Here is an 18,597-nt window from a genome sequence, read left to right as displayed (position 1 = left end):
CAAAATCGGGAATTATTCCCGATCGGGACTTTTCCCGACTTGACCGGGCGCGATCAGGCCGCCGCGGTCGGAACCAGCGCCTCCACGGTGACGCCGCCCTCGCCCGACGCCACGTTGAGCGTGCCGCCCAGCGCCAGAATGCGCTCGCGCATGCCGACGAGGCCGAAGCCGAGTTTTTGGCCGGGCTCCATGCCGCGGCCGTTATCGCTGACCCGCACCCGGGCGCAGGAGCGGCCGTCGCGGCCCGGCTGCTCCGCCGGCTCGATCACCACGTTGATCGCGGTCGCGCCGGCGTGGCGGAACGCGTTGGTGAGCGCCTCCTGCACCACGCGATAAATCGTCAGGTCCGCGGTCTCGCCCGTCACGCCCAGCGCCGGCGAGATCGTGGTTTCGATGGTCACCTCGGGATGGGATTCCCGCCACAGCCGCGACAGCGATTCCAGCGCCTTGCCGAGGCCGAGCTCAGCGAGGCCGACCGGCCTCAGGCGCTCCAGCACGCGACGGGTGAACTGCTGCAGCGCGTTGATCTGCTCAAGCAGCGCGCCGCCGTGTTTTCGCACGGCCTCCGCGCTCGGCGCGCGTCCATCGGCGAGCTTGGCCAGCGCGCTGGCATGCGCGCGCAGCGAGAACAGATACGGCCCGAACTCGTCATGCAGCTCGCGCGCGATCTCCTTGCGCTCGACGTCCTGGAGCGACACCGCGCGCTCGGCAAGCCGCCGCTTGTCCTCGACCGCCTCGCCGAGCGTCGCCGCGAGATGATTGAGCTTGGTGCAGATCGCAGCGAGCTCGGGCGCGCCACCGGGCGCCGCGCGCGCGTCGTAACGGCCGTCCTCGAGCTCGCCCATCGTCTGCGTCAATGACTGGAGCGGTGCGAGCGCCCGGCCGACCACATTCATCATCACCAGGAACAGCACCAGCGCGATGACCGAACCGACCTCGAGCTGCGTCACGATGGCGTCCCAGATCTCGGCGATCTCGTCATTGGGATGCGAGGTAATCACCAGCGAGCCGGGCTTGCCATGCACCGAGACCGGCACGCTGACGGCGGTCTGCTCGGGGTGAACGAGGCTGACGAACCAGGCGGGCGGCCCGGAGGTGTCGTCATCGGTCTCCGTGCGAGGCGGCGTCAGCGGGTTCCCGCCGGCGTCCCGGAGCGCAATGCTGACATGGCGGAGCCGATTGAGGTCACGCGCGATCTGGTTCAGCCTGGCATCGGGATCCGGCGCCTCGTTGAGATCGGCAACGATCATCTCGATGAATTCGCGCGCCAGCCGGATCACGCTCTGGTCCTCGGCCTGCACGCGCGGCCCCGCCTCCGCGACCTGGCGGCCGATGTTGACGGCGAGCCCGAGCGCAAGCAGCAGCGCCAGCAGGAGGTTGATGCGCCCGCGCAAGGATAGATTTTGCCACATTGCTCTCGCCCGCCCCACGAAGGGTCGCTCACACCTGTCCGATAGCGTTGACAGAGACGAAGCGCCCGATATCTAATCGGAAGCGTACAGCAATCCCGGCCGGGTTGCATGACCCGACATGAGGCGCACGTCTCGCCTCGTCCGGCATCATGCGGCACGAAAAAAGAGTCCGGTGCTGTCGCGGGGAACGCCTATGCGCATTCTGATCGTCGACGATCATCCCATTGTCGCCTCCGGCTGCCGCGCCGTGCTGGCCGACGAAGGCGAGATCGAGATTTTGGAGGCCGCCGACGCCGAGGACGGCGAATGCGTCTTCATCGTCGAGCGCCCCGACCTCTGCGTGATCGACATCAACCTGCCGACCGTCTCCGGCTTCGAGCTCGCGCGCCGCATCCTCGAGCGCGCGGCCGATGCCCGCATCATCATGTTCAGCATGAACGACGACCCGGCCTTCGCCGCGCGCGCCATCGAGTGCGGCGCCAAGGGCTACGTCTCCAAGACCGGCGACCCCGATGATCTCGTCGAGGCGATCCGCACCGTCGGCGGCGGCGGCACTTATCTGCCGAGCGCGATCGCGCGCAGCATCGCCTTCGCAGGGCCGACGCTGGCGCAAAGCCCGCTGTCGAAGCTGAACGCGCGCGAGATGGAGATTTTGCGGCTGCTCAGCGCTGGAAAGAGCCTGTCCGAGATCGCCTGGCTGGTGCAATCGTCCTACAAGACGGTCGCCAACACCTCCTCGATCATGCGCCAGAAGCTCGGGGTGAAGACCTCGGTCGAGCTGGTGCGGCTGGCGATCGACAGCGGCGTGGCCTGACCCAGGGTTTGCGCGCGCCGCAAATTTCGGTCACACAAGCATTGCATTCTTGATGTGGTGAGATACCACGGAGCACAATTGCATGACGATCCAGACTGTCTCGACCAACACTTCCTATGGCGGCGTGCAGGGCGTGTATCGCCATGCGAGCCAGGCGACCGGAACCGACATGGTGTTCTCGGTCTATATTCCGCCGCATGCCGACGGCGCCAAGCTGCCCGTGGTCTGGTATCTCTCCGGCCTCACCTGCACCCATGCCAACGTCACCGAGAAGGGCGAATTCCGCAAAGCCTGCGCCGAGCTCGGCCTGATCTTCGTCGCCCCCGACACCTCACCACGCGGGCCCGACGTGCCGGGCGATGCCAACAACGCCTATGATTTCGGCTTGGGCGCCGGCTTCTATGTTGATGCCACGGAAGCGCCGTTCGCGCGCAATTATCGCATGTGGAGCTATGTCACCGACGAGCTGCCCAAATTGGTATCGGGAAATTTTCCCGTCGATGCCAAGCGGCAGTCGATCATGGGCCATTCCATGGGCGGCCATGGCGCGCTGACCGTGGCGCTGCGCAACCCGCACCGCTATCGCGCCGCCAGCGCCTTCGCCCCGATCGTGGCGCCGTCGCAGGTGCCGTGGGGGATCAAGGCGCTCACCGGCTATCTCGGGCCGAACAAGGAGGCCTGGCGCAGCCACGACACGGTGGCGCTGATCGAGGACGGCGCGAAATATTCAGGCTTCCTGGTCGACGTCGGCGAGGCCGACAATTTCCTGAAAGAGCAGCTCAAGCCGGAGCTGCTGCAGGCGGCCTGCAACAAGGCCAACATCCCGCTGACGCTGCGGCGCCAGCCGGGCTATGACCACAGCTATTATTTCATCTCGACGTTCATGACCGACCATCTGCACTGGCACGCGGAGCGATTGAAGGGGTGAGTTCTCTCACCCCTACTCCGGCTTGCCGTAGTTCGGCGCCAGCAGGCGGTTGCGGATCAGATAGCTCATCGTGCGCGACCAGGATTCGTCGGTGTTGCCGCGCATGTCGGCGCTGGCGGCCGTGATCATCTTGCCGGTGTTCACGTCGCGCAGATAGATGTTGAGGTTAATGATCAGGTTCGAAACCTTCTGCACCATGCCGGTGATCTCGAGGTCGGCACCCAACTGACCGGCCAGCTTGAGGTCGCAGTCACCGCAGGCCTGCAGATTGGCGTGATGCGCGGCATCCCTGATCGGCGCGATATCAAGCATCTGGAACCGGCCTGACTCAGCCAGTTCCTTGCGCAGCTGGTCGCTGATATGCGCAAGCCGCGCCTCTTCCGGCCTGGAGCCGTAGAACTCGCCGGGCAGGCTGGTGTCAATCAGCTCGAAATCGAACACGACGAGCTTCGGCGGATCGGCGGCTGCCTGCGATCCCATCAGCAGCAAAGCCGCGAAACATATCAGCGCTCGCATGATCGTGATTCCGCCTGTGGTGTCGCGACGACCAAATGCGGGGTTGCAAGCCCGGCCAAATCGGTCATGCTTCAAGAGAGACAATTCTCCACCGGCGGTCAAGCCGGGGAGAACGTCAGGAGGAAGCATGATCCGATGGTTGCTCGGCCCGATCGGCCTGTGTCTGGCAGCGATGCAAGCGCTCGCGGCCGACCCGGTCACGATCGGCGTCGGCTATCTCGGCGTCGCCGGCACCAGATCGACGCTCTCGCTGGTCGAGCAGCCCGCGGACAATGACGGCGTCGCCGGCGCGAAGCTCGCGATCGAGGACAACAACACCACCGGGAAATTCCTCAACCAGCGCTTCACGCTGGAAGAGCGCCGCATCAAGGAAGGCGAGGACGTGGTCCAGGCCGCGACCGCGCTTGCCGAGCACAACGGCTTTGTCATCACCGACCTTCCGGCCGATGCGCTGTTGAAGGTCGCCGACGCCCTGCGCGACCGCGGCACGCTGCTGTTCAACGCCGGCGCGATCGACGAGCGGCTGCGCGAGGCCGATTGCCGCGCCAACGTGATCCACAGCGCGCCCACGCGCTCGATGCTGGCCGATGCGCTCGGCCAGTATCTGGTGTGGAAGCGATGGCCGCGCTGGCTGCTGGTGGTCGGCTCGCATGACGAGGACAAGCTCTACGCCGATGCGCTCCGTCGGGCCGCCACGCGGTTCGGCGCCAAGATCGTGCAGGAGCGCACCTTCGAAGACACCGGCGGCGCGCGCCGCACGGATAGCGGCGTCACGTTGATCCAGCGGCAGATGCCGGTGTTCACGCAACAGGCGCCCGCCTATGACGTGCTGGTCGCCGCCGACGAGAGCGAGGTGTTCGCGGCCTATCTGCCCTACCGCACCTGGGATCCCCGCCCCGTCGCGGGCTCGGCTGGCCTCGTGCCGCGCAGCTGGGACGCCGCGCAGGACCAGTGGGGCGCGACGCAGATGCAGAACCGCTTCATGAAGCTGAACTCACGCCGCATGACCGCGCTCGACATGCAGGCCTGGACGGCCGTGCGCATGATCGGCGAGGCCACCTCGCGCACCAATTCGGGCGACGTCAAGAAGGTCACCGATTTCATCAAGGGGCCGGACTTCTCCGTCGCCGCCTTCAAGGGCACCAAGCTGACGCTGCGCGACTGGAATCTCCAGCTCCGCCAGCCGATCCTGCTGGTCGACGGCCGCATGGTGGTATCGGTGTCGCCGCAGGAAGGGTTTCTGCACCAGGTCTCCGAGCTCGACACGCTCGGCTACGATCGTCCGGAGAGCAAATGCAAGCTGAAATGAGGACACGGATGTTGCGCGTGGGACTGCTGTCCGGACTGGTGCTGGCGGCCGCGCCCGCGCATGCCTTCGTCGCCTATGTCTCGAACGAGAAGAGCAACACGGTGTCGGTGATCGACACCGACAGCTGGACGGTGACCAAGACCATCAAGGTCGGCCAGCGTCCGCGCGGCATCGAGTTCACCCGCGACGGCAAGTTCGTGATGGTCGCGGTCGGCGACGACGACACCATCCAGGTGATCGATGCCAAGACGCAGGCCATTGTCGACACCCTGCCCTCCGGACCCGACCCGGAATTATTCACCCAGGATGCCGCCGGCAAGACACTCTATGTCGCCAACGAGAACGACAACACGGTCACCGTGATCGATCTGGAGAAGCGCACACGCCTCGGCGATATCCAGGTCGGCGTCGAGCCCGAGGGCATGACCATCAGCCCCGACGGCAAGACTTTGATCAACACGTCTGAGACGACCAACATGGCGCATTTCATCGACACGTCGTCGCGCCAGATCGTCGCCAACGTGCTGGTGGATGCGCGGCCGCGCTTTGCCGAGTTCAAACACGACTCGTCCGAATTGTGGGTGTCGTCCGAGATCGGCGGCACCGTGTCGATCGTCGATCCCCAAAAGCACGAGGTGATCGGCAAGGTCAATTTCGAGATTCCGGGCTTGAGGAAGGAGGCGATCCAGCCTGTCGGCATCGGCATGACCAAGGACGACAAGACCGCCTTCGTCGCGCTCGGCCCCGCCAACCGTATAGCCGTGGTCGATGTCGCCACGCGCAAGGTGACGAAATATCTGCTGGTCGGCCAGCGTGTCTGGCACATGGCGTTCACGCCGGACGAAAAATATCTGCTCACCACCAATGGCGTGTCGAACGACGTTTCCGTCATCGACGTTGCCGCGCAAAAGGTGATCAAGACCATTCAGGTGGGCGAACTGCCCTGGGGCATCACGATCGCACCATGACCAGCCCTGCTCCCATCGCCGAACCTCGCGAGACGCCACGGCCCGATCCCGCCACGGTGCCGGCGCTGTCGATCGACGGCGTCAGCCATTCCTACGGCCCGCGCCGGGCGCTGATGAACGTGTCCTTCAACGTGCAGCCGGCGAGTTTCACCGCCCTGCTCGGCCTCAACGGCGCCGGCAAGAGCACGCTGTTCTCGCTGATCACGCGGCTGTTCGGTATCCAGACCGGCCGCGTCGGCATTTTCGGCCATGACATCAGCCGTTCACCCGGCGAGGCGCTGCGGCTGCTCGGTGTCGTGTTCCAGCCGCGCACGCTCGATCTCGATCTGTCGCTGACGCAGAACCTGCTCTATCACGCCGCGCTCCACGGCATCAGCCGTCGCGAGGCGGCCGCGCGCAGCGCCGAGCTGCTCGCGCGCATTGGCCTCTCGGACCGCGCCGGCAGCAAGGTGCGCGATCTCTCCGGCGGGCAGATGCGTCGGCTGGAGATCGCACGCGCACTGTTGCACCGGCCGCGGCTGTTGCTGCTGGACGAGCCGACCGTCGGGCTCGACGTCAAGGCGCGCGCCGACATCATCAGCCATGTCCGCCAGCTCGTGACCGAGCAAGGCATCGGCGTGCTCTGGGCCACCCATCTGTTCGACGAGATCATGGCCGGCGACGACCTCGTGGTGCTGCACCAGGGCAAGGTGCTGGCGCAGGGGCCGATGAGCCGCGTCATCACCGAGGCCGGCGCGCAGGACGTCAACACCGCCTTCATGCGCCTGACCGGCGCGCAAGTGATGCCGGGAGGCGGCGCATGAGCAGCATCACAACGCGCGACGCGCCGCGCGGCTTCTCGGCCTCCGAGTACATGACCTGCCTGACCGGCATCGTCTGGCGCGAGGGCCTGCGCTTCCTGCATCAGCGCGAGCGTTTCGTCTCGGCGCTGGTGCGGCCCCTGGTGTGGCTGTTCATCTTCGCCGCCGGCTTCCGCCAGGTGCTCGGCATCTCCATCATCCCGCCTTACGAGACCTACATCCTCTACGAGGTCTTCATCGCGCCGGGGCTGATGGCGATGATCCAGCTGTTCAACGGCATGCAGTCCTCGCTCTCGATGGTCTATGACCGCGAGATGGGCAATATGCGCACGCTGCTGGTGAGCCCGCTGCCGCGCGGCTTCCTGCTGTTCTGCAAGCTTCTCGCCGGCACCGCGGTGTCGCTGCTCCAGGTCTATGCCTTCCTGATCATCGCCTGGTTCTGGGACATCACGCCTCCCCCGATCGGCTATCTCACCGTGTTGCCGGCGCTGATCCTGTCCGGGCTGATGCTCGGCTCGCTCGGCATGCTGATCTCCTCCGGCATCAAGCAGCTCGAGAACTTTGCCGGTGTCATGAACTTCGTGATCTTCCCGATGTTCTTTGCCTCTTCCGCGCTCTACCCGCTCTGGCGGGTGCAGGAGGGCAGCCCCTATCTCTATTACGTCTGCCAGGCCAATCCGTTCACCCATGCGGTCGAGCTGATCCGGTTTGCGCTGTATGGGCAGATCAACTGGATCTCGCTCGCCGTGGTCGCCGGCTGTACAATCGTCTTCATGATCGCCGCGATCTATGCCTATGATCCCTCGCGCGGGCTGGCACGGCGCGGGCCCGCGGGAGGCGAAGGATGACGGTTCGAACACTTGCTCGGACACTTGCCATGGCAGCGCTTGCGTTTGCGGTCTCGACCGCCGCCGCGCGCGCAGCCGATCCGCGCTATCCCGACTGGCCCTGCTCGCAGGCCAAGGTGCCCGAGATCTCGCTTGCGGCTGTCTGGGCCGGTCCTGCGCTCGACGACGCCGCGAGCAAGTGGAAGGACGACAGCAAGGTCAGCGCCCTGGTCTCGAAGCTTGCGGCGCGCAAGACGCCGCTGGATGACGCCGAAAAGTCGGTGAAGGAATTCTTGAGCGGCTCCGCGGCCGACAAGACCGCCAACGCAAAACTGCTGTTCGCCGGCCTGTTCGACACGCTGAACGCCCAGCGTTCCCAGGTCATGAGCGGGCTCGAACGCGTCAGCCGCAAGCAGCGCGAGGCCGCCGACAAGATCCGCGACGAGACCATCCAGCTCCAGGCGCTGCAGGACGCGACGCCGCGCGACGACACCAAGGTCGACGCGATGAGCAACCAGCTGATCTGGGAAACCCGCATTTTCGAGGATCGCCGCAAGGTGGTGCGCTTCGTCTGCGAGGTTCCGACCACGATCGACCAGCGCCTGTTCGCGCTCGGCCGCGTTATCCAGCAGGAAATGGAATAGCGTCAGTCCCTCTGACGGCTTTGATAAAAGTTCCCGCGATATCAACGCGATCATTCATGTTTGCCGCGCTATCTGCCGGAACCAAATCGTTCTAGGATGGCTTGTCCTGTGAATCCAGTAACGGGAGGCCTCGATGGGAACAGCAAAATTCATCCTCGCAGGTGCTGCAGCCATCACCGTGCTCGCATCCCCCGCCTTTGCTGACGACATGACCGGAATGGTCACCAGCATCAATCGGCTCAACAACACGATCTCGATCCAGCAGATGCAGAAGGGCACGGTCGGCGGCAGCGCCGGCGGCGCGGGCGCGCTCCAGCAGTACAAGGCCAAGGACGCCGCGATGCTGGATTCCGTCCATGCCGGCGATCGGGTGACATATTCCGCGACCGACGCGGATGGCACGGGCACGCTGACGAAGCTGCAGAAGCAGTAGGGCTTGCCTTCACCTCTCCCCGCTTGCGGGGAGAGGTCGGATCGCACTTGCGATCCGGGTGAGGGGGTACAGGTCTCACGACGATGTCGCGCGTGGAGAGAGGCCCCTCACCCCAACCCTCTCCCCGTAAGAACGGGGCGAGGGAGCGCACCTGCGCTCGCTGACGCCCTTCATTCACTGCTCCGGCCGCGGCTCCGGCTGTGCCTCCTCCGTCGGCAGATTCGCGCGCTCCCAGCCGTCGGTACCATCAGGGTACCAGGCGACATTTGAGTAGCCGTAAGCCAGCGCACGCTTGGCGGCGTTCCAGGACATCCAGCAATCGGCGAGGCAATAGATCACGAGCAGCGCGGCCTTGTTGCCGTGCGAGGCTTGCGCAAGACCGCGCTGAAGATAGTCGTCCATCGCCGACGGCAGCGCGCCGTAGCCTGTGTCGGGCAGCCAGACGCTACCGGGAATGTTTTTCCGCGGCGCATCCCGCCACACCGTGCCCGCAGGCAGGTTCTTCGGCTTCGGCGCGCGCGGCAGCACGTCGATGAAGGCACCGCTCTTCGCACGCCAGATCGTCTCGGTCTCCGCCGTCGTCAGCACGCGCGCGCCTTGCAGCGTCGCCGGCACCGGCGCGCGGTAATTGTCGGTGCGATAGCCCTCGGGCTCGAACGGCTCCTGCTGCTGCGCCAAAGCCGGCCCCGCCAGCATGGCGGCGACGAGCGCAGCGGCAAGAGGTCGCCTCATGGCGCCTTCTTGGCCGCCTCCACACCGAGCGGCTTGTCGTTTTCATCCAGCAGCGGCACGCCGAAGTCGAGCAGGATCTTGTTGATCTCGCCCTGGTTCTCCTGAATCAGCTTGTTGAGCTGACGCTTCCAGTTCTGATCGGCGGCGCGCACGCCCATGCCGATGCGATAGACCAGTTTGGGGCCGGTGGTTTCCTTCACCAGCGGCGTCACGTGGAGCGAGCCGGCCTTCTTGGCGTAGTACCCCGCCATCGGTCCCCACAACACGCCGGCGTCGATCTTGCCGGCAGCGAGATCGTCGATCATGGCCTGCGCCGAATTGTCGTAGCGCGTGTCGATCATCAACGGATAGGGTTTTGCGTCGCCCATCAGCCCTGCGATGGCCATATTGGTCGCAGGCGGCGTGCCGGCGACGATGCCGACATGCTTGCCTTTCAGCTTCGGGTCTTCGAGCGTGTCGACGTCCTCCAGCCCGCTGCCCGCTTTCGCAACCAGCGCATACGACGTGCGATAATAGGGATTGGTGCCCTGCACGAGGTCGTCGCCTTGCGGGAAGCCCATGATGACATCGCAGCGATGCGCACCCAGCGTCATGCGCACGAAGCCCGTGGCCTGCGGGAAGAAGACGTAGTCGAGCTTCTTCTGAAGCTTGTCCGCGAACAGCTCCGCGAGCTTGTTCTCGATGCCCTCGCCCTTCTCGTTGGAGAACGGCAGATTGCGCGGATCGGCGCAGACGCGCAGCACTTTGGGGTCGACCAGCTCGAACGAGAGGTCACCACTATCGGTCGTCTGCGCGCGAGCGATGTCGCCGATCGCACACGACACCGCCATCACACACAGTGAAATCAACCAGCGACGATGTCGTCCGGCCTCCATCGCGCTTCCTCCTCATTTCATTCGAATGCTATCCATGCAACGCAGGACGCACCATGTTCTGCCAAACTTCGCGTTGGCTTGTTGTGCTGCAGTGCAATGCGGCAAACCCTGAACTGAGGCGGAAACGTGTCGCATCTCACGTCAAAGATCGCAGCCCTGTCCCTGCTGGGACTTGCGACGCTAGCACGCGCCGGGGCGGCCGAATTGCCTGTGAGCGAAGTTGCACCGGGAATCTTCGTGCACTCCGGGACCATCGCCCTGATGACCCGCGGGAACGAGGGCGACATCGCCAATGTCGGCTTCATCGTCGGCGAGGCTGCGGTGGCCGTGATCGATACCGGCGGCAGCCTTCGTGAAGGCGAAGCGCTGCTGGCCGCGGTGCGGGCCCGTACCAGCAAGCCGATCCGCTACGTCATCAATACCCACGGCCATCCCGACCATGTCTTCGGCAATGCGGCCTTTGTGGCGGAGGGAACCAGCTTCGTCGGCCACAGCAAGCTGCCCCAGGCACTGGCCACGCGCGGGCCGTATTACCTCGATAATTTTCGGCGCATCATGGGCGATGAGCTGATCGATCCCGTGAAGATCGTGCCCCCCACTGAGCTGGTTCGGGACACCATGACGCTCGATCTCGGATCGCGCCGGCTGACCTTGCGCGCCTGGCCGACCGCGCACAGCGACAACGACCTGACGGTGTTCGACGAGACGACTAGGACCCTGTTCGCAGGCGATCTGGTCTTCCTCCGCCACATCCCGGTGATGGATGGCAGCATCCGCGGCTGGCTCGCCCTGCTGAAGGAGCTGGACGCCGTTCCGGCGGTTCGCGTCGTCCCCGGTCACGGCCCTGTGAGCGACTGGCCTGCCGCGCTCTCGGATGAACGGCGTTATCTCTCGACGCTGCTGTCGGACGTCCGTGCCTCGAACAAGAAGGGCGAGCCGATCCGGACCGCGGCCGAGAAGGCCGCGGCCACCGAGCGGTCGCATTGGGAACTGTTCGACGACTACAACGCCCGCAACGCAACCGCAGCATTTTCTGAAATTGAATGGGAGTAGCGGCCGCGCTACCCTTATCCGATAATTGCGTCGTCCGCACAGGAGATCAGCTTCGCTGACTCCGAGGAACCTGACCATGATGGGATGCACACGCCGCCTGCCGCTGATCGCCGCGTTGCTCGGCATCGCCTTCGCGCTGCCTGCGAGCGCCGAGGAGGCCTACGATCCCTGGCCTGGCCTGGTGCAGGATATCTTCAGCAACCGTCCGATGAACGACGGCAACGATGTCATCGCCATCGAAATGCCCTATCGCGCCGAGGACGCGGCGATCGTGCCGGTGACCCTGCGCAGCAAGCTGTCACCGGGCGATGCGCGCCGCATCCGATCGATCACGCTGGTGATCGACCGCAACCCGGCGCCGATGGCCGCGAAATTCGAGCTTGGCGCGGATGCCAATGTCACCGAGATCTCCACGCGCGTGCGTGTCAATAATTACACCGACGTTCATGCGGTGGCGGAGCTGAGCGACGGCCAGCTCTACGTCTCCAAGACCTATGTGAAGGCGTCGGGCGGTTGCTCGGCCCCGGCGGGGAAGAACGCGGAGGAAGCCCAGAACCGCCTCGGCCAGATGCGCTACCGGCAGTTCGCGCGCGAGGAGGCGCCGGCGAGCCGCATCCGCGAGGCCCAGATCATGATCGGCCATCCCAACAATTCCGGCCTGCAGATGGATCAGGTCACGCAGCTCTACATTCCCGCCTTCTTCATCAACCAGCTGAAGCTGACGCAGGACGACAGCCCCGTACTGTCGATGGAAGGCGGCATCTCGATCTCGGAAGATCCCAATCTGCGCTTCACCTACGTGTCCAATGGCGCGAAGCGATTCCGCGCGGAAGCCAAGGACACGGACGGGCACGTGTTCCGCAACGAGTGGGACGTGGAGAAGCCGGGGACGTGAGGCGAGGACCACCCTCCCCTGGAGGGGGAGGGTGAGACACAGCGACACAAATCAAAAACACCTCACCTCGGCCTCGGCCTGGGCCCGCCGCAAATCATTCACGGCCGAATTCGCCTGCTCTGATGTCCGGAACTGGGTGCCGAGATTGCCGCGAACCTGGGACATGCTGAGCGCGGTCTCGGCGGTGACATAGCGTTCGTAGCTGACAATCGAGGCGACCACGTCGATCGAGCAGGAGCATTGCTCGATCGCCTGCCGCGTCTCACCATTGGCTTTCATGCAGCCATAGACATATTCCGCGCGCGCCGACGTCGGATAATCATTGGCCTCCTCGGCCCGCACCGTGCAGACGGTCGCCGCGAGCACGACCATAGCGGCGACAATCGGTCGTACCTGTCCCGCAAAACTCATGAGTGTCCTCCCGCTGGTTGCGATGGAAGCTATGCTATGCCTATTGTCCTGAAAAGCACCCTATCCGAGGAAATGGCTCACAAGGTGATGAGAGTTTTGGCACGAATATTGGCGCTCGCAACGACGTTGGCGCTGACGCTGGGTACGGCGGCCCATGCCGCCGACACCATCCGCCTGGCGGTGCAGAAGACCGGAACGTTCTCCTGGGAACTGGCCACCATCCGCGAGGCCGGGCTCGACAAGGAGGCCAATCTGGCGCTGGAAGTCACCGAGCTTGCGAGCCCCGAGGCCGGCAAGATCGCGCTGCGCGCCGGCAATGCCGACATCATGCTGTCGGACTGGCTGTGGGTGTCGCGCGAGCGCGCGCTCGGCGCCAAGCTCACCTTCTATCCCTATTCCAGCGCGCTCGGCGCAGTGATGGTGCCCGCGGCATCACCGATCAAGACGCTTGGCGATCTGAAGGGCCGCAAGCTCGCCGTCGGCGGCGGTCCCCTCGACAAGAGCTGGCTGCTGCTGCAGGCACGGATGAAGCAGGACGGCATCGACCTGAAGTCGGATGCGACGATCGCCTATGGCGCGCCGCCTTTGATCGCCGCCAAGGCGCTCGACGGCGAGATGGATGCGAGCCTGAATTTCTGGAATTTCTGCGCCCAGCTCGAGGCCAAGGGTTTTCGGCGCCTCGCCGGCATCGAAGAGATTTTGCCGAAGCTCGGCGCCAAGGGCGCGGTCTCTGCCGTCGGCTATGTCTTCGACGAGGGCTGGGCCGCGAGCCACCGCGACGCCGTGGCGCGTTTCATCGCCATGACCCGCAAGGCCAAGCAGTTGCTGGTGACCTCGGATGCGGCCTGGGACAAGATCGCCCCGCTCACCGGCGCGAGCGATCCGGCCATGCTCAAGACCTACCGCGACCGCTATCGTGACGGCATTCCACGCCGGAACATCAGCGATGAGGAAGCGGACGCGCGCGTGCTCTATCGCGTGCTGGCCGAGATCGGCGGCCGCGAGCTGGTCGGTCCGGCGGCCGAGCTCGATCCGGGCACGTTCTATCACGCCGTCCCCGGAGACTGAGGTGCTGCGCCTTCTCTCGTTCGCCCTGTTTCTCGCGATCTGGTGGACCGCCGCACTGTTCGTCGGAGGCGCAAAGCTGCCCTCCCCGCCCGCCGTGCTCAATGTCATTGTCGCGGAAGCGTCGAGCGGCGCGCTGTTCCTGCATCTCGGTGCGACGCTGGCGCGCGTGGCGCTCGCCTTCGTGCTGGCGATGTCGCTCGGCAGCGCGATCGGCTATCTGATGGGCCGAGTCAAGCTCGCCGACCGGCTCGGCGATCCCTGGCTGATCCTGCTGTTGAACCTGCCGGCGCTGGTGGTGATCGTGCTTGCCTATATCTGGGCCGGGCTCACCGAGACCGCCGCGATCGCAGCGATTGCCATCAACAAGCTGCCGACTGCGGTCGTCACCTTGCGCGAGGGCACCCGCGCGCTCGACCGTTCGCTGGACGAGATGGCGATGGTCTTCGCGATGCCGCGCTGGCGCGCGTTCCGCCACGTCGTGCTGCCGCAGCTTGCGCCCTATATCGCGGCCTCCGCCCGCTCCGGCCTGTCGCTGGTGTGGAAGATCGTGCTGGTCGCCGAACTGCTGGGACGGCCGAACGGCGTCGGCTTCGAGATCGGCGTTGCCTTCCAGCTGTTCGACACGCCGCGCCTGCTGGCCTATTCCCTGACATTTGCCGCGGTCGTGCTCGTGATCGAGACGGCGCTGGTACAACCGTTCGAGGCCCGCGCAACGCGGTGGCGGCCCCGTGCGGCTTGAGGTCGAGATCACAGGCAAGACTTTCAAAAGTGCCGCGGGCGGAACGCACGAGGTGCTGGCACCCGTTAAATTCGCGCTGCAGTCCGGCGAGGTCGGCGTGCTGATCGGCCCCTCAGGCTGCGGCAAGAGCACGATGCTGCGCATCATCCTCGGGCTCGATCGCGATTTCGACGGCCATGTCGCGCGCCCGCCGGAGGTGCGGATCGGCATGGTGTTCCAGGAGCCGCGCCTGCTGCCGTGGCGATCGGTCGAGCAGAACGTGCGATTGGCAGCACCCGATGTTGCCGACGCCAAGCTGTCGGAGCTGTTCAAGATCCTGGAGCTGGAGGCGCACCGCAGCCACTTCCCGGGCGAACTGTCGCTGGGCCTCGCCCGCCGCGTCGCGCTCGCGCGCGCCTTCGCGGTCGAGCCCGACCTGCTCGTGCTCGACGAGCCGCTCGCCTCGCTCGACGACGCGCTCGCCGGCCGCCTGCGCGACGAGATCGCGACACTGGTGGCGAGCCGCTCCGTGATGACGCTGCTCGTCACCCACAGCCTCGACGATGCCATCCGTCTCGGCGACCGCCTGTTCTTCCTGTCGCCGCGCCCGGCGCGCATCGTGCAGGAGGTGCCGATTGCCATCCCGCGCGCCGAACGCGGCGAAGCCGAGATTGCGGCGATCAGGGCGGGGCTTGCGCTGCGCATCCAGGCGGAACAAGGCGACGAACGCGCCGGGCGGGATGTCTCATAGGCAATCGCGCGAGGCGCGTGCTAGGTTGGGTCGCAGCGGAGTCTTCTGATGAAGCGAACGATCGCCCTGACGGCGCTTGGCCTCGCTCTGCTCGCACCAACATCGCGCGCGCAGGACATGATGCGGGACCTCGATCTGACGTCGCCTGCAATGGTCTCCGCCGAGATGAGCCGGCAGGAGGTCGAGGCGACGCTTGCCAATGCGAGCGCCGGCGCGCCCGCCGATTTGACCGGCAAGCGACTATCGGGGCTCGATCTCAGTGGTCTCGACCTAACCAAGGCCATCCTCCGCGCGGCACGGCTCAACAAGACGAAACTCGCCGGCGCCCGGCTTGACGGTGCGGTCCTCGATCAGGCGTGGCTGTTGGATGCGGATCTCACGGGCGCGAGCCTGAAGGGGGCCAATCTGTTCGCCTCACAGATGGCACGCGCTCGCCTCGACGGCGCCGATCTGACCGGTGCGCGCATTGCGGCCGATCTCAGCGGCGCGAGCCTGGTCGGCGCGTCGATTGCGGATGCGCATCTCGGTGCCGACATGCGCAACCAGTCGATGGGACTGATGCGCGCCGTGCTGCGATCTTCCAATCTGGCGCGGTTGAACGCGCGCAACGCCGACCTGTCCCGGGTTGACCTCGAATTTGCTTCCCTCAAGGGGGCCGACCTGACCGGCGCGTCGCTCAGGAACGCTCAGCTCGGCGGCGCCGACCTGACCGGCACGACCATCATCGACGCCGATTTCGACGGCGCCGATCTCGCCTCCGCCAGGCTGATTGCGCCGATCGGCCTTGACCGGGCCAAGAATTTCGACAAGGCAAAGAACCGTGAGCGCCTGATCAGGGAATAGCGGCGCGTTATTGGGAGGACTGGCTGATGCGTTGGTGTCTCGTTTTGATCGCGGTGTTGGCGTGTGCCGGCGAGGCCGCCGCGCAGACCAAGGGCAAAGGCATCCGGCTCTGGAATTTGACCAGCGAGACGATCTCCGGCTTCCAGCTCGCACCTAGCGGCAAGACAGATTGGGGCCCGAACCAGTGCCTGAACGACAAGGACAAGGAGGTCGACCACGACGAGCGGCTGCGCATCACCGGCGTCGAGCCCGGCCGCTACGACGCCAAGGTCAGCTATCCCAATTCACGGCAGTGCGTGGTCCGTGACATCGAGATCAAGGCCGATGCGGTGTTCTCGATTGCGGATAAGGATTTGAAGGACTGCACGAAGTAGCTCCTGCTCCTCATCCTGAGGAGCCGCGCAGCGGCATCTCGAAGGATGAAAGGCCCGGCTGCAGCAGCGGGGCCTGCACGGTTCGAGACGCGCGTTCCGCGCTCCTCACCATGAGGAGCTTAGAGTAGCGCGTCAGGCCTTGTCGTTCGGGTGCGGATATTCGCAACGCCAGCGCACGGCCTGCCACTTCGGATGCTCACCGACCCATTGCGCGATATAGGGCGGTGCGGCCATCGAGCATTGCGCCGGCGAACCGCCAAAGTTGAACACCAGATGCTGCTCCTCGCAGGTCGCAGGCGAGAGCACCGCACACACAGTCACCACCAGGTCGATCGGATTCATGCCGGGATCCTTGCGCGAGAGCACTTCAGACTAGCACAAAGGGATACGTCCCGAAGAGCCGGAAGTTTCAATCCGGCGTGAGGAGCAGGCGGGGAACCCGCTTTGCTAGAAGTTGATCCCGAACACCACCCGCGCCTGGTGCCGTTCGAAATTGACGAGATCGAGATTGGCCCCGGATCCGGCCGGTCGGCCCCAGGCCTGCATGCTCCAGCTCAAGGTGAGCCGCGATTGCTCGGAGAGCTGGAAATAGGCGGTCGGTCCGACGAACAGGGCTTGTCCTGAGAACTCGCCAAGGCCGATACCTTCATACTGGCGGAAGTAGCGCATCTCGCCGCCGAGCAGGAAATTCGGCCGCACGCGCACCATGCCGGCGACGGCGGCACCGATGGTGGAGCTCTTCTCGGACAGCCCGCTCACCTCGAACCGCGCCCATTCGGGCTGGTAGATCAAATTGAGCGCGCCGATGACAAAATTCGGGATCAGCTCGCGATCGAAGGCGAGCGTGAAGTCGGTGCCGTACATCCGTCCCTTGGCGCCGCTGACCTCATCGATGCGATCGCCATGGGTCTCGGCGGCGATCGTCATCCCGAATGGCGCCTTCTCGCGATCGAGCAGACGATAACGCAGGTCGAGCGAGAGGCCCTGGAAATTGAACTGGCGGCGGTCATCGATATCGGGGACGCCGGTGATGTCGTGCAGCGTCGCGGTGCCGCCGACCTCGACGCGAAAATTGGGCAACGGCACGATTTCGATCTCGACCTCCTGGCCGAGGGCGCGATAGGTGCCGCCGCCCTTGCCGAAGCGTCCCGTCGTCTGGGTCTGGAATTCGCGCTCGCCGGGATTGCCGACATCACTGCCGATCATGAAGCCAAAGATATGCTCGGTATCGAAGCCCTCTTCGGCCCTGGCGCACATTGGCAGAAGCGTGAGCGTGAGCGTGCACGCGATCGCCGTCCGGATTGTGTGAGCTCCAATGCGCATCACGAACACTACCACGGCTTCGATGGCCCACGCCATCAAAGCCGCGGCAGGTCGTCAGTCTTACTTGCGCGCAGCGCAGGCGTACATGTTGATTTCCATGCCGACCGGCACTTCCACGATCTTCGGAGCTTTCCAGGCCATTCGGGGTCTCCCCAGGGATTGAGCGCGACATCGCGCCGGGCAAAACCTAGGGCTGCGTCAGTCACGGCGCAAGCCTGGAATCGGACCACGAACACAGCGAACTGTCGCGCGGGACGCGCACAGTTCACTCTCGGGCAAACCGCCTTCGCTCCCAGTCAAGCGCGGCTGTGCTCAACGCAACAAGCGCAGCAATGCGCGGCCGGCGCGCGAGTTCAGCTCCTTCGCATCCAGCGTTCCATCCTTGTCGGGATTCGCCGCGTTGAAGCGCTGCTCCACAACTGCAAGATATTCATCGAGCGTCAGCGTGCCATCGTGATCGGGGTCGGCGGCGGCGAGTTCTTTCGCCGTTAACCGTCCGCGCAATTCGCGCATGTCGAGCGTCCCGTCATGATCGGGATCGAGCTTTGCGAACAGCGCGGCGGCGGCCTTCTTCACCTCGGCCAGATCGAGCGTGCCGTCATTGTCGGTGTCGAACATCTTGACCGCGCCGCCGGATGCCGACCAGGCCGGACCGGAGAGCACGGCGAACGTGAGCGCAAGCGCAACTGAGCGACGCGATATCATTTTGACCTCCCTCATCATGAGCCCCGATTCGCGCAGGCTCGCGACAACATAAGTCCGCAAGCCGGCCGCGGTTCAAGCCGAATTGCCATGGTCACCGCGACGAAACCGGCGCCGCGCTGAAATTCTCGCGCTGCGTCAATCTTCGCGCCGTGGAAATTGATGCAGCGCATTCGCGCAAGACGAGCAGAATTCTTCGAA

The 18,597-nt window shown here is 65.1% G+C and carries 24 protein-coding genes; 15 read left to right on the top strand and 9 right to left on the bottom strand.

Translation table 11 applies throughout. The features are described 5' to 3' along the window. Positions 1-53 precede the first annotated feature (53 nt). Entirely contained in the window at positions 54-1,412 is a 1,359-nt protein-coding gene (locus QA645_RS13350; protein WP_254132931.1) for a histidine kinase, read from the bottom strand. 193 nt (positions 1,413-1,605) lie between these two features. Here QA645_RS13350 and QA645_RS13345 point away from each other — a divergent pair, with 193 nt between their 5' ends. Together QA645_RS13345 and fghA are read left to right on the top strand one after the other, a co-directional pair. Then, positions 1,606-2,226: a response regulator transcription factor gene (locus QA645_RS13345; protein ID WP_027534106.1), complete on the top strand. Its 621-nt coding sequence runs from the start codon at positions 1,606-1,608 to the stop codon at positions 2,224-2,226. Between the two features lie 82 nt (positions 2,227-2,308). Next, complete coding sequence (gene fghA / locus QA645_RS13340) at positions 2,309-3,154, top strand: S-formylglutathione hydrolase (RefSeq protein WP_283050750.1); 846 nt, start codon at positions 2,309-2,311, stop codon at positions 3,152-3,154. A 12-nt stretch (positions 3,155-3,166) separates the two neighbouring features. On the opposite strand, the gene QA645_RS13335 is transcribed toward fghA, so the two are convergent. Beyond that, positions 3,167-3,670, bottom strand: coding sequence for a DUF3280 domain-containing protein (locus tag QA645_RS13335; protein ID WP_283050749.1), 504 nt, complete (start codon positions 3,668-3,670; stop codon positions 3,167-3,169). 127 nt (positions 3,671-3,797) lie between these two features. Here QA645_RS13335 and QA645_RS13330 point away from each other — a divergent pair, with 127 nt between their 5' ends. From QA645_RS13330 to QA645_RS13305, 6 genes are all read left to right on the top strand, one after another. Then, positions 3,798-4,979, top strand: a complete 1,182-nt coding sequence (locus tag QA645_RS13330) for an ABC transporter substrate-binding protein (RefSeq protein WP_254132935.1) — start codon at positions 3,798-3,800, stop codon at positions 4,977-4,979. Next, positions 4,964-5,947: a YVTN family beta-propeller repeat protein gene (locus QA645_RS13325; RefSeq protein ID WP_283050747.1), complete on the top strand. Its 984-nt coding sequence runs from the start codon at positions 4,964-4,966 to the stop codon at positions 5,945-5,947. The genes QA645_RS13330 and QA645_RS13325 overlap by 16 nt, the downstream gene beginning before the upstream one ends. Continuing rightward, a complete protein-coding gene (locus QA645_RS13320; RefSeq protein WP_283050745.1) occupies positions 5,944-6,750 on the top strand; it encodes an ABC transporter ATP-binding protein in 807 nt (268 codons plus the stop codon). The genes QA645_RS13325 and QA645_RS13320 overlap by 4 nt, the downstream gene beginning before the upstream one ends. After that, on the top strand, positions 6,747-7,595 hold the full coding sequence (locus tag QA645_RS13315; RefSeq protein WP_283050744.1) for an ABC transporter permease: 849 nt from the start codon (positions 6,747-6,749) through the stop codon (positions 7,593-7,595). Before QA645_RS13320 ends, QA645_RS13315 begins: the two co-directional genes overlap by 4 nt. Beyond that, positions 7,592-8,218, top strand: a complete 627-nt coding sequence (locus tag QA645_RS13310; protein WP_283050743.1) for a hypothetical protein — start codon at positions 7,592-7,594, stop codon at positions 8,216-8,218. Before QA645_RS13315 ends, QA645_RS13310 begins: the two co-directional genes overlap by 4 nt. Before the next feature lie 133 nt (positions 8,219-8,351). Then, on the top strand, positions 8,352-8,651 hold the full coding sequence (locus QA645_RS13305) for a copper-binding protein (RefSeq protein ID WP_283050741.1): 300 nt from the start codon (positions 8,352-8,354) through the stop codon (positions 8,649-8,651). 174 nt (positions 8,652-8,825) lie between these two features. Here QA645_RS13305 and QA645_RS13300 read toward each other — a convergent pair whose 3' ends face one another. Continuing rightward, positions 8,826-9,383: a PQQ-dependent catabolism-associated CXXCW motif protein gene (locus QA645_RS13300; RefSeq protein ID WP_283050738.1), complete on the bottom strand. Its 558-nt coding sequence runs from the start codon at positions 9,381-9,383 to the stop codon at positions 8,826-8,828. Next, positions 9,380-10,213: a substrate-binding domain-containing protein gene (locus QA645_RS13295; protein ID WP_283053178.1), complete on the bottom strand. Its 834-nt coding sequence runs from the start codon at positions 10,211-10,213 to the stop codon at positions 9,380-9,382. Before QA645_RS13295 ends, QA645_RS13300 begins: the two co-directional genes overlap by 4 nt. Before the next feature lie 171 nt (positions 10,214-10,384). Here QA645_RS13295 and QA645_RS13290 point away from each other — a divergent pair, with 171 nt between their 5' ends. Beyond that, positions 10,385-11,311 carry a quinoprotein relay system zinc metallohydrolase 2 gene (locus QA645_RS13290; protein ID WP_283050736.1) on the top strand — a complete coding sequence of 309 codons (927 nt, stop codon included), beginning with the start codon at positions 10,385-10,387 and terminating at the stop codon, positions 11,309-11,311. Between the two features lie 76 nt (positions 11,312-11,387). Continuing rightward, positions 11,388-12,206: a quinoprotein dehydrogenase-associated SoxYZ-like carrier gene (locus tag QA645_RS13285; RefSeq protein WP_283050735.1), complete on the top strand. Its 819-nt coding sequence runs from the start codon at positions 11,388-11,390 to the stop codon at positions 12,204-12,206. Between the two features lie 51 nt (positions 12,207-12,257). Here QA645_RS13285 and QA645_RS13280 read toward each other — a convergent pair whose 3' ends face one another. Beyond that, complete coding sequence (locus QA645_RS13280) at positions 12,258-12,617, bottom strand: hypothetical protein (protein ID WP_254132944.1); 360 nt, start codon at positions 12,615-12,617, stop codon at positions 12,258-12,260. Between the two features lie 87 nt (positions 12,618-12,704). On the opposite strand from QA645_RS13280, the gene QA645_RS13275 reads away from it, so the two are divergent. Genes QA645_RS13275 through QA645_RS13255 form a run of 5 tightly spaced genes read left to right on the top strand, consistent with a single transcriptional unit; the run spans position 12,705 to position 16,371 of the window. After that, positions 12,705-13,685: an ABC transporter substrate-binding protein gene (locus QA645_RS13275; protein ID WP_254194776.1), complete on the top strand. Its 981-nt coding sequence runs from the start codon at positions 12,705-12,707 to the stop codon at positions 13,683-13,685. 1 nt (position 13,686) lies between these two features. After that, the gene (locus QA645_RS13270; RefSeq protein ID WP_254132946.1) at positions 13,687-14,424 is read left to right on the top strand and encodes an ABC transporter permease subunit; all 738 of its coding nucleotides are present in this window, start codon (positions 13,687-13,689) and stop codon (positions 14,422-14,424) included. Then, on the top strand, positions 14,414-15,154 hold the full coding sequence (locus QA645_RS13265; RefSeq protein WP_283050731.1) for an ABC transporter ATP-binding protein: 741 nt from the start codon (positions 14,414-14,416) through the stop codon (positions 15,152-15,154). The genes QA645_RS13270 and QA645_RS13265 overlap by 11 nt, the downstream gene beginning before the upstream one ends. 48 nt (positions 15,155-15,202) lie before the next feature. Continuing rightward, on the top strand, positions 15,203-15,997 hold the full coding sequence (locus QA645_RS13260; protein WP_283050730.1) for a pentapeptide repeat-containing protein: 795 nt from the start codon (positions 15,203-15,205) through the stop codon (positions 15,995-15,997). 26 nt (positions 15,998-16,023) lie between these two features. Next, positions 16,024-16,371, top strand: a complete 348-nt coding sequence (locus tag QA645_RS13255; RefSeq protein ID WP_254132949.1) for a hypothetical protein — start codon at positions 16,024-16,026, stop codon at positions 16,369-16,371. Between the two features lie 132 nt (positions 16,372-16,503). Here QA645_RS13255 and QA645_RS13250 read toward each other — a convergent pair whose 3' ends face one another. The 4 genes from QA645_RS13250 to QA645_RS13235 form a co-directional block, all read right to left on the bottom strand. Beyond that, complete coding sequence (locus QA645_RS13250; protein ID WP_188104815.1) at positions 16,504-16,713, bottom strand: hypothetical protein; 210 nt, start codon at positions 16,711-16,713, stop codon at positions 16,504-16,506. A 105-nt stretch (positions 16,714-16,818) separates the two neighbouring features. Next, a complete protein-coding gene (locus QA645_RS13245; protein ID WP_283050726.1) occupies positions 16,819-17,730 on the bottom strand; it encodes a hypothetical protein in 912 nt (303 codons plus the stop codon). A 24-nt stretch (positions 17,731-17,754) separates the two neighbouring features. Then, complete coding sequence (pqqA, locus tag QA645_RS13240; protein ID WP_012029362.1) at positions 17,755-17,835, bottom strand: pyrroloquinoline quinone precursor peptide PqqA; 81 nt, start codon at positions 17,833-17,835, stop codon at positions 17,755-17,757. A gap of 171 nt (positions 17,836-18,006) precedes the next feature. Further along, positions 18,007-18,399, bottom strand: coding sequence for a calcium-binding protein (locus QA645_RS13235; protein WP_254132951.1), 393 nt, complete (start codon positions 18,397-18,399; stop codon positions 18,007-18,009). Between the last annotated feature and the right edge of the window lie 198 nt (positions 18,400-18,597).

It is taken from the genome of Bradyrhizobium sp. CIAT3101, from assembly GCF_029714945.1.
Taxonomy (GTDB): Bacteria; Pseudomonadota; Alphaproteobacteria; order Rhizobiales; family Xanthobacteraceae; genus Bradyrhizobium.
The sequence above is the reverse complement of the archived record's forward strand: the minus strand, read 5'-3'. Positions and strand labels throughout refer to the sequence as shown.

What these genes read in the sequence shown, in the direction of transcription:
- QA645_RS13350 (WP_254132931.1), bottom strand. Translation starts at nt 1,412, where the DNA reads ATGTGGCAAAATCTATCCTTGCGCGGGCGCATCAACCTCCTGCTGGCG.
- QA645_RS13345 (WP_027534106.1), top strand. Translation starts at nt 1,606, where the DNA reads ATGCGCATTCTGATCGTCGACGATCATCCCATTGTCGCCTCCGGCTGC.
- fghA (WP_283050750.1), top strand. Translation starts at nt 2,309, where the DNA reads ATGACGATCCAGACTGTCTCGACCAACACTTCCTATGGCGGCGTGCAG.
- QA645_RS13335 (WP_283050749.1), bottom strand. Translation starts at nt 3,670, where the DNA reads ATGCGAGCGCTGATATGTTTCGCGGCTTTGCTGCTGATGGGATCGCAG.
- QA645_RS13330 (WP_254132935.1), top strand. Translation starts at nt 3,798, where the DNA reads ATGATCCGATGGTTGCTCGGCCCGATCGGCCTGTGTCTGGCAGCGATG.
- QA645_RS13325 (WP_283050747.1), top strand. Translation starts at nt 4,964, where the DNA reads ATGCAAGCTGAAATGAGGACACGGATGTTGCGCGTGGGACTGCTGTCC.
- QA645_RS13320 (WP_283050745.1), top strand. Translation starts at nt 5,944, where the DNA reads ATGACCAGCCCTGCTCCCATCGCCGAACCTCGCGAGACGCCACGGCCC.
- QA645_RS13315 (WP_283050744.1), top strand. Translation starts at nt 6,747, where the DNA reads ATGAGCAGCATCACAACGCGCGACGCGCCGCGCGGCTTCTCGGCCTCC.
- QA645_RS13310 (WP_283050743.1), top strand. Translation starts at nt 7,592, where the DNA reads ATGACGGTTCGAACACTTGCTCGGACACTTGCCATGGCAGCGCTTGCG.
- QA645_RS13305 (WP_283050741.1), top strand. Translation starts at nt 8,352, where the DNA reads ATGGGAACAGCAAAATTCATCCTCGCAGGTGCTGCAGCCATCACCGTG.
- QA645_RS13300 (WP_283050738.1), bottom strand. Translation starts at nt 9,383, where the DNA reads ATGAGGCGACCTCTTGCCGCTGCGCTCGTCGCCGCCATGCTGGCGGGG.
- QA645_RS13295 (WP_283053178.1), bottom strand. Translation starts at nt 10,213, where the DNA reads ATGGCGGTGTCGTGTGCGATCGGCGACATCGCTCGCGCGCAGACGACC.
- QA645_RS13285 (WP_283050735.1), top strand. Translation starts at nt 11,388, where the DNA reads ATGATGGGATGCACACGCCGCCTGCCGCTGATCGCCGCGTTGCTCGGC.
- QA645_RS13280 (WP_254132944.1), bottom strand. Translation starts at nt 12,617, where the DNA reads ATGAGTTTTGCGGGACAGGTACGACCGATTGTCGCCGCTATGGTCGTG.
- QA645_RS13275 (WP_254194776.1), top strand. Translation starts at nt 12,705, where the DNA reads ATGAGAGTTTTGGCACGAATATTGGCGCTCGCAACGACGTTGGCGCTG.
- QA645_RS13260 (WP_283050730.1), top strand. Translation starts at nt 15,203, where the DNA reads ATGAAGCGAACGATCGCCCTGACGGCGCTTGGCCTCGCTCTGCTCGCA.
- QA645_RS13255 (WP_254132949.1), top strand. Translation starts at nt 16,024, where the DNA reads ATGCGTTGGTGTCTCGTTTTGATCGCGGTGTTGGCGTGTGCCGGCGAG.
- QA645_RS13250 (WP_188104815.1), bottom strand. Translation starts at nt 16,713, where the DNA reads ATGAATCCGATCGACCTGGTGGTGACTGTGTGTGCGGTGCTCTCGCCT.
- QA645_RS13245 (WP_283050726.1), bottom strand. Translation starts at nt 17,730, where the DNA reads ATGGCGTGGGCCATCGAAGCCGTGGTAGTGTTCGTGATGCGCATTGGA.
- pqqA (WP_012029362.1), bottom strand. Translation starts at nt 17,835, where the DNA reads ATGGCCTGGAAAGCTCCGAAGATCGTGGAAGTGCCGGTCGGCATGGAA.
- QA645_RS13235 (WP_254132951.1), bottom strand. Translation starts at nt 18,399, where the DNA reads ATGATATCGCGTCGCTCAGTTGCGCTTGCGCTCACGTTCGCCGTGCTC.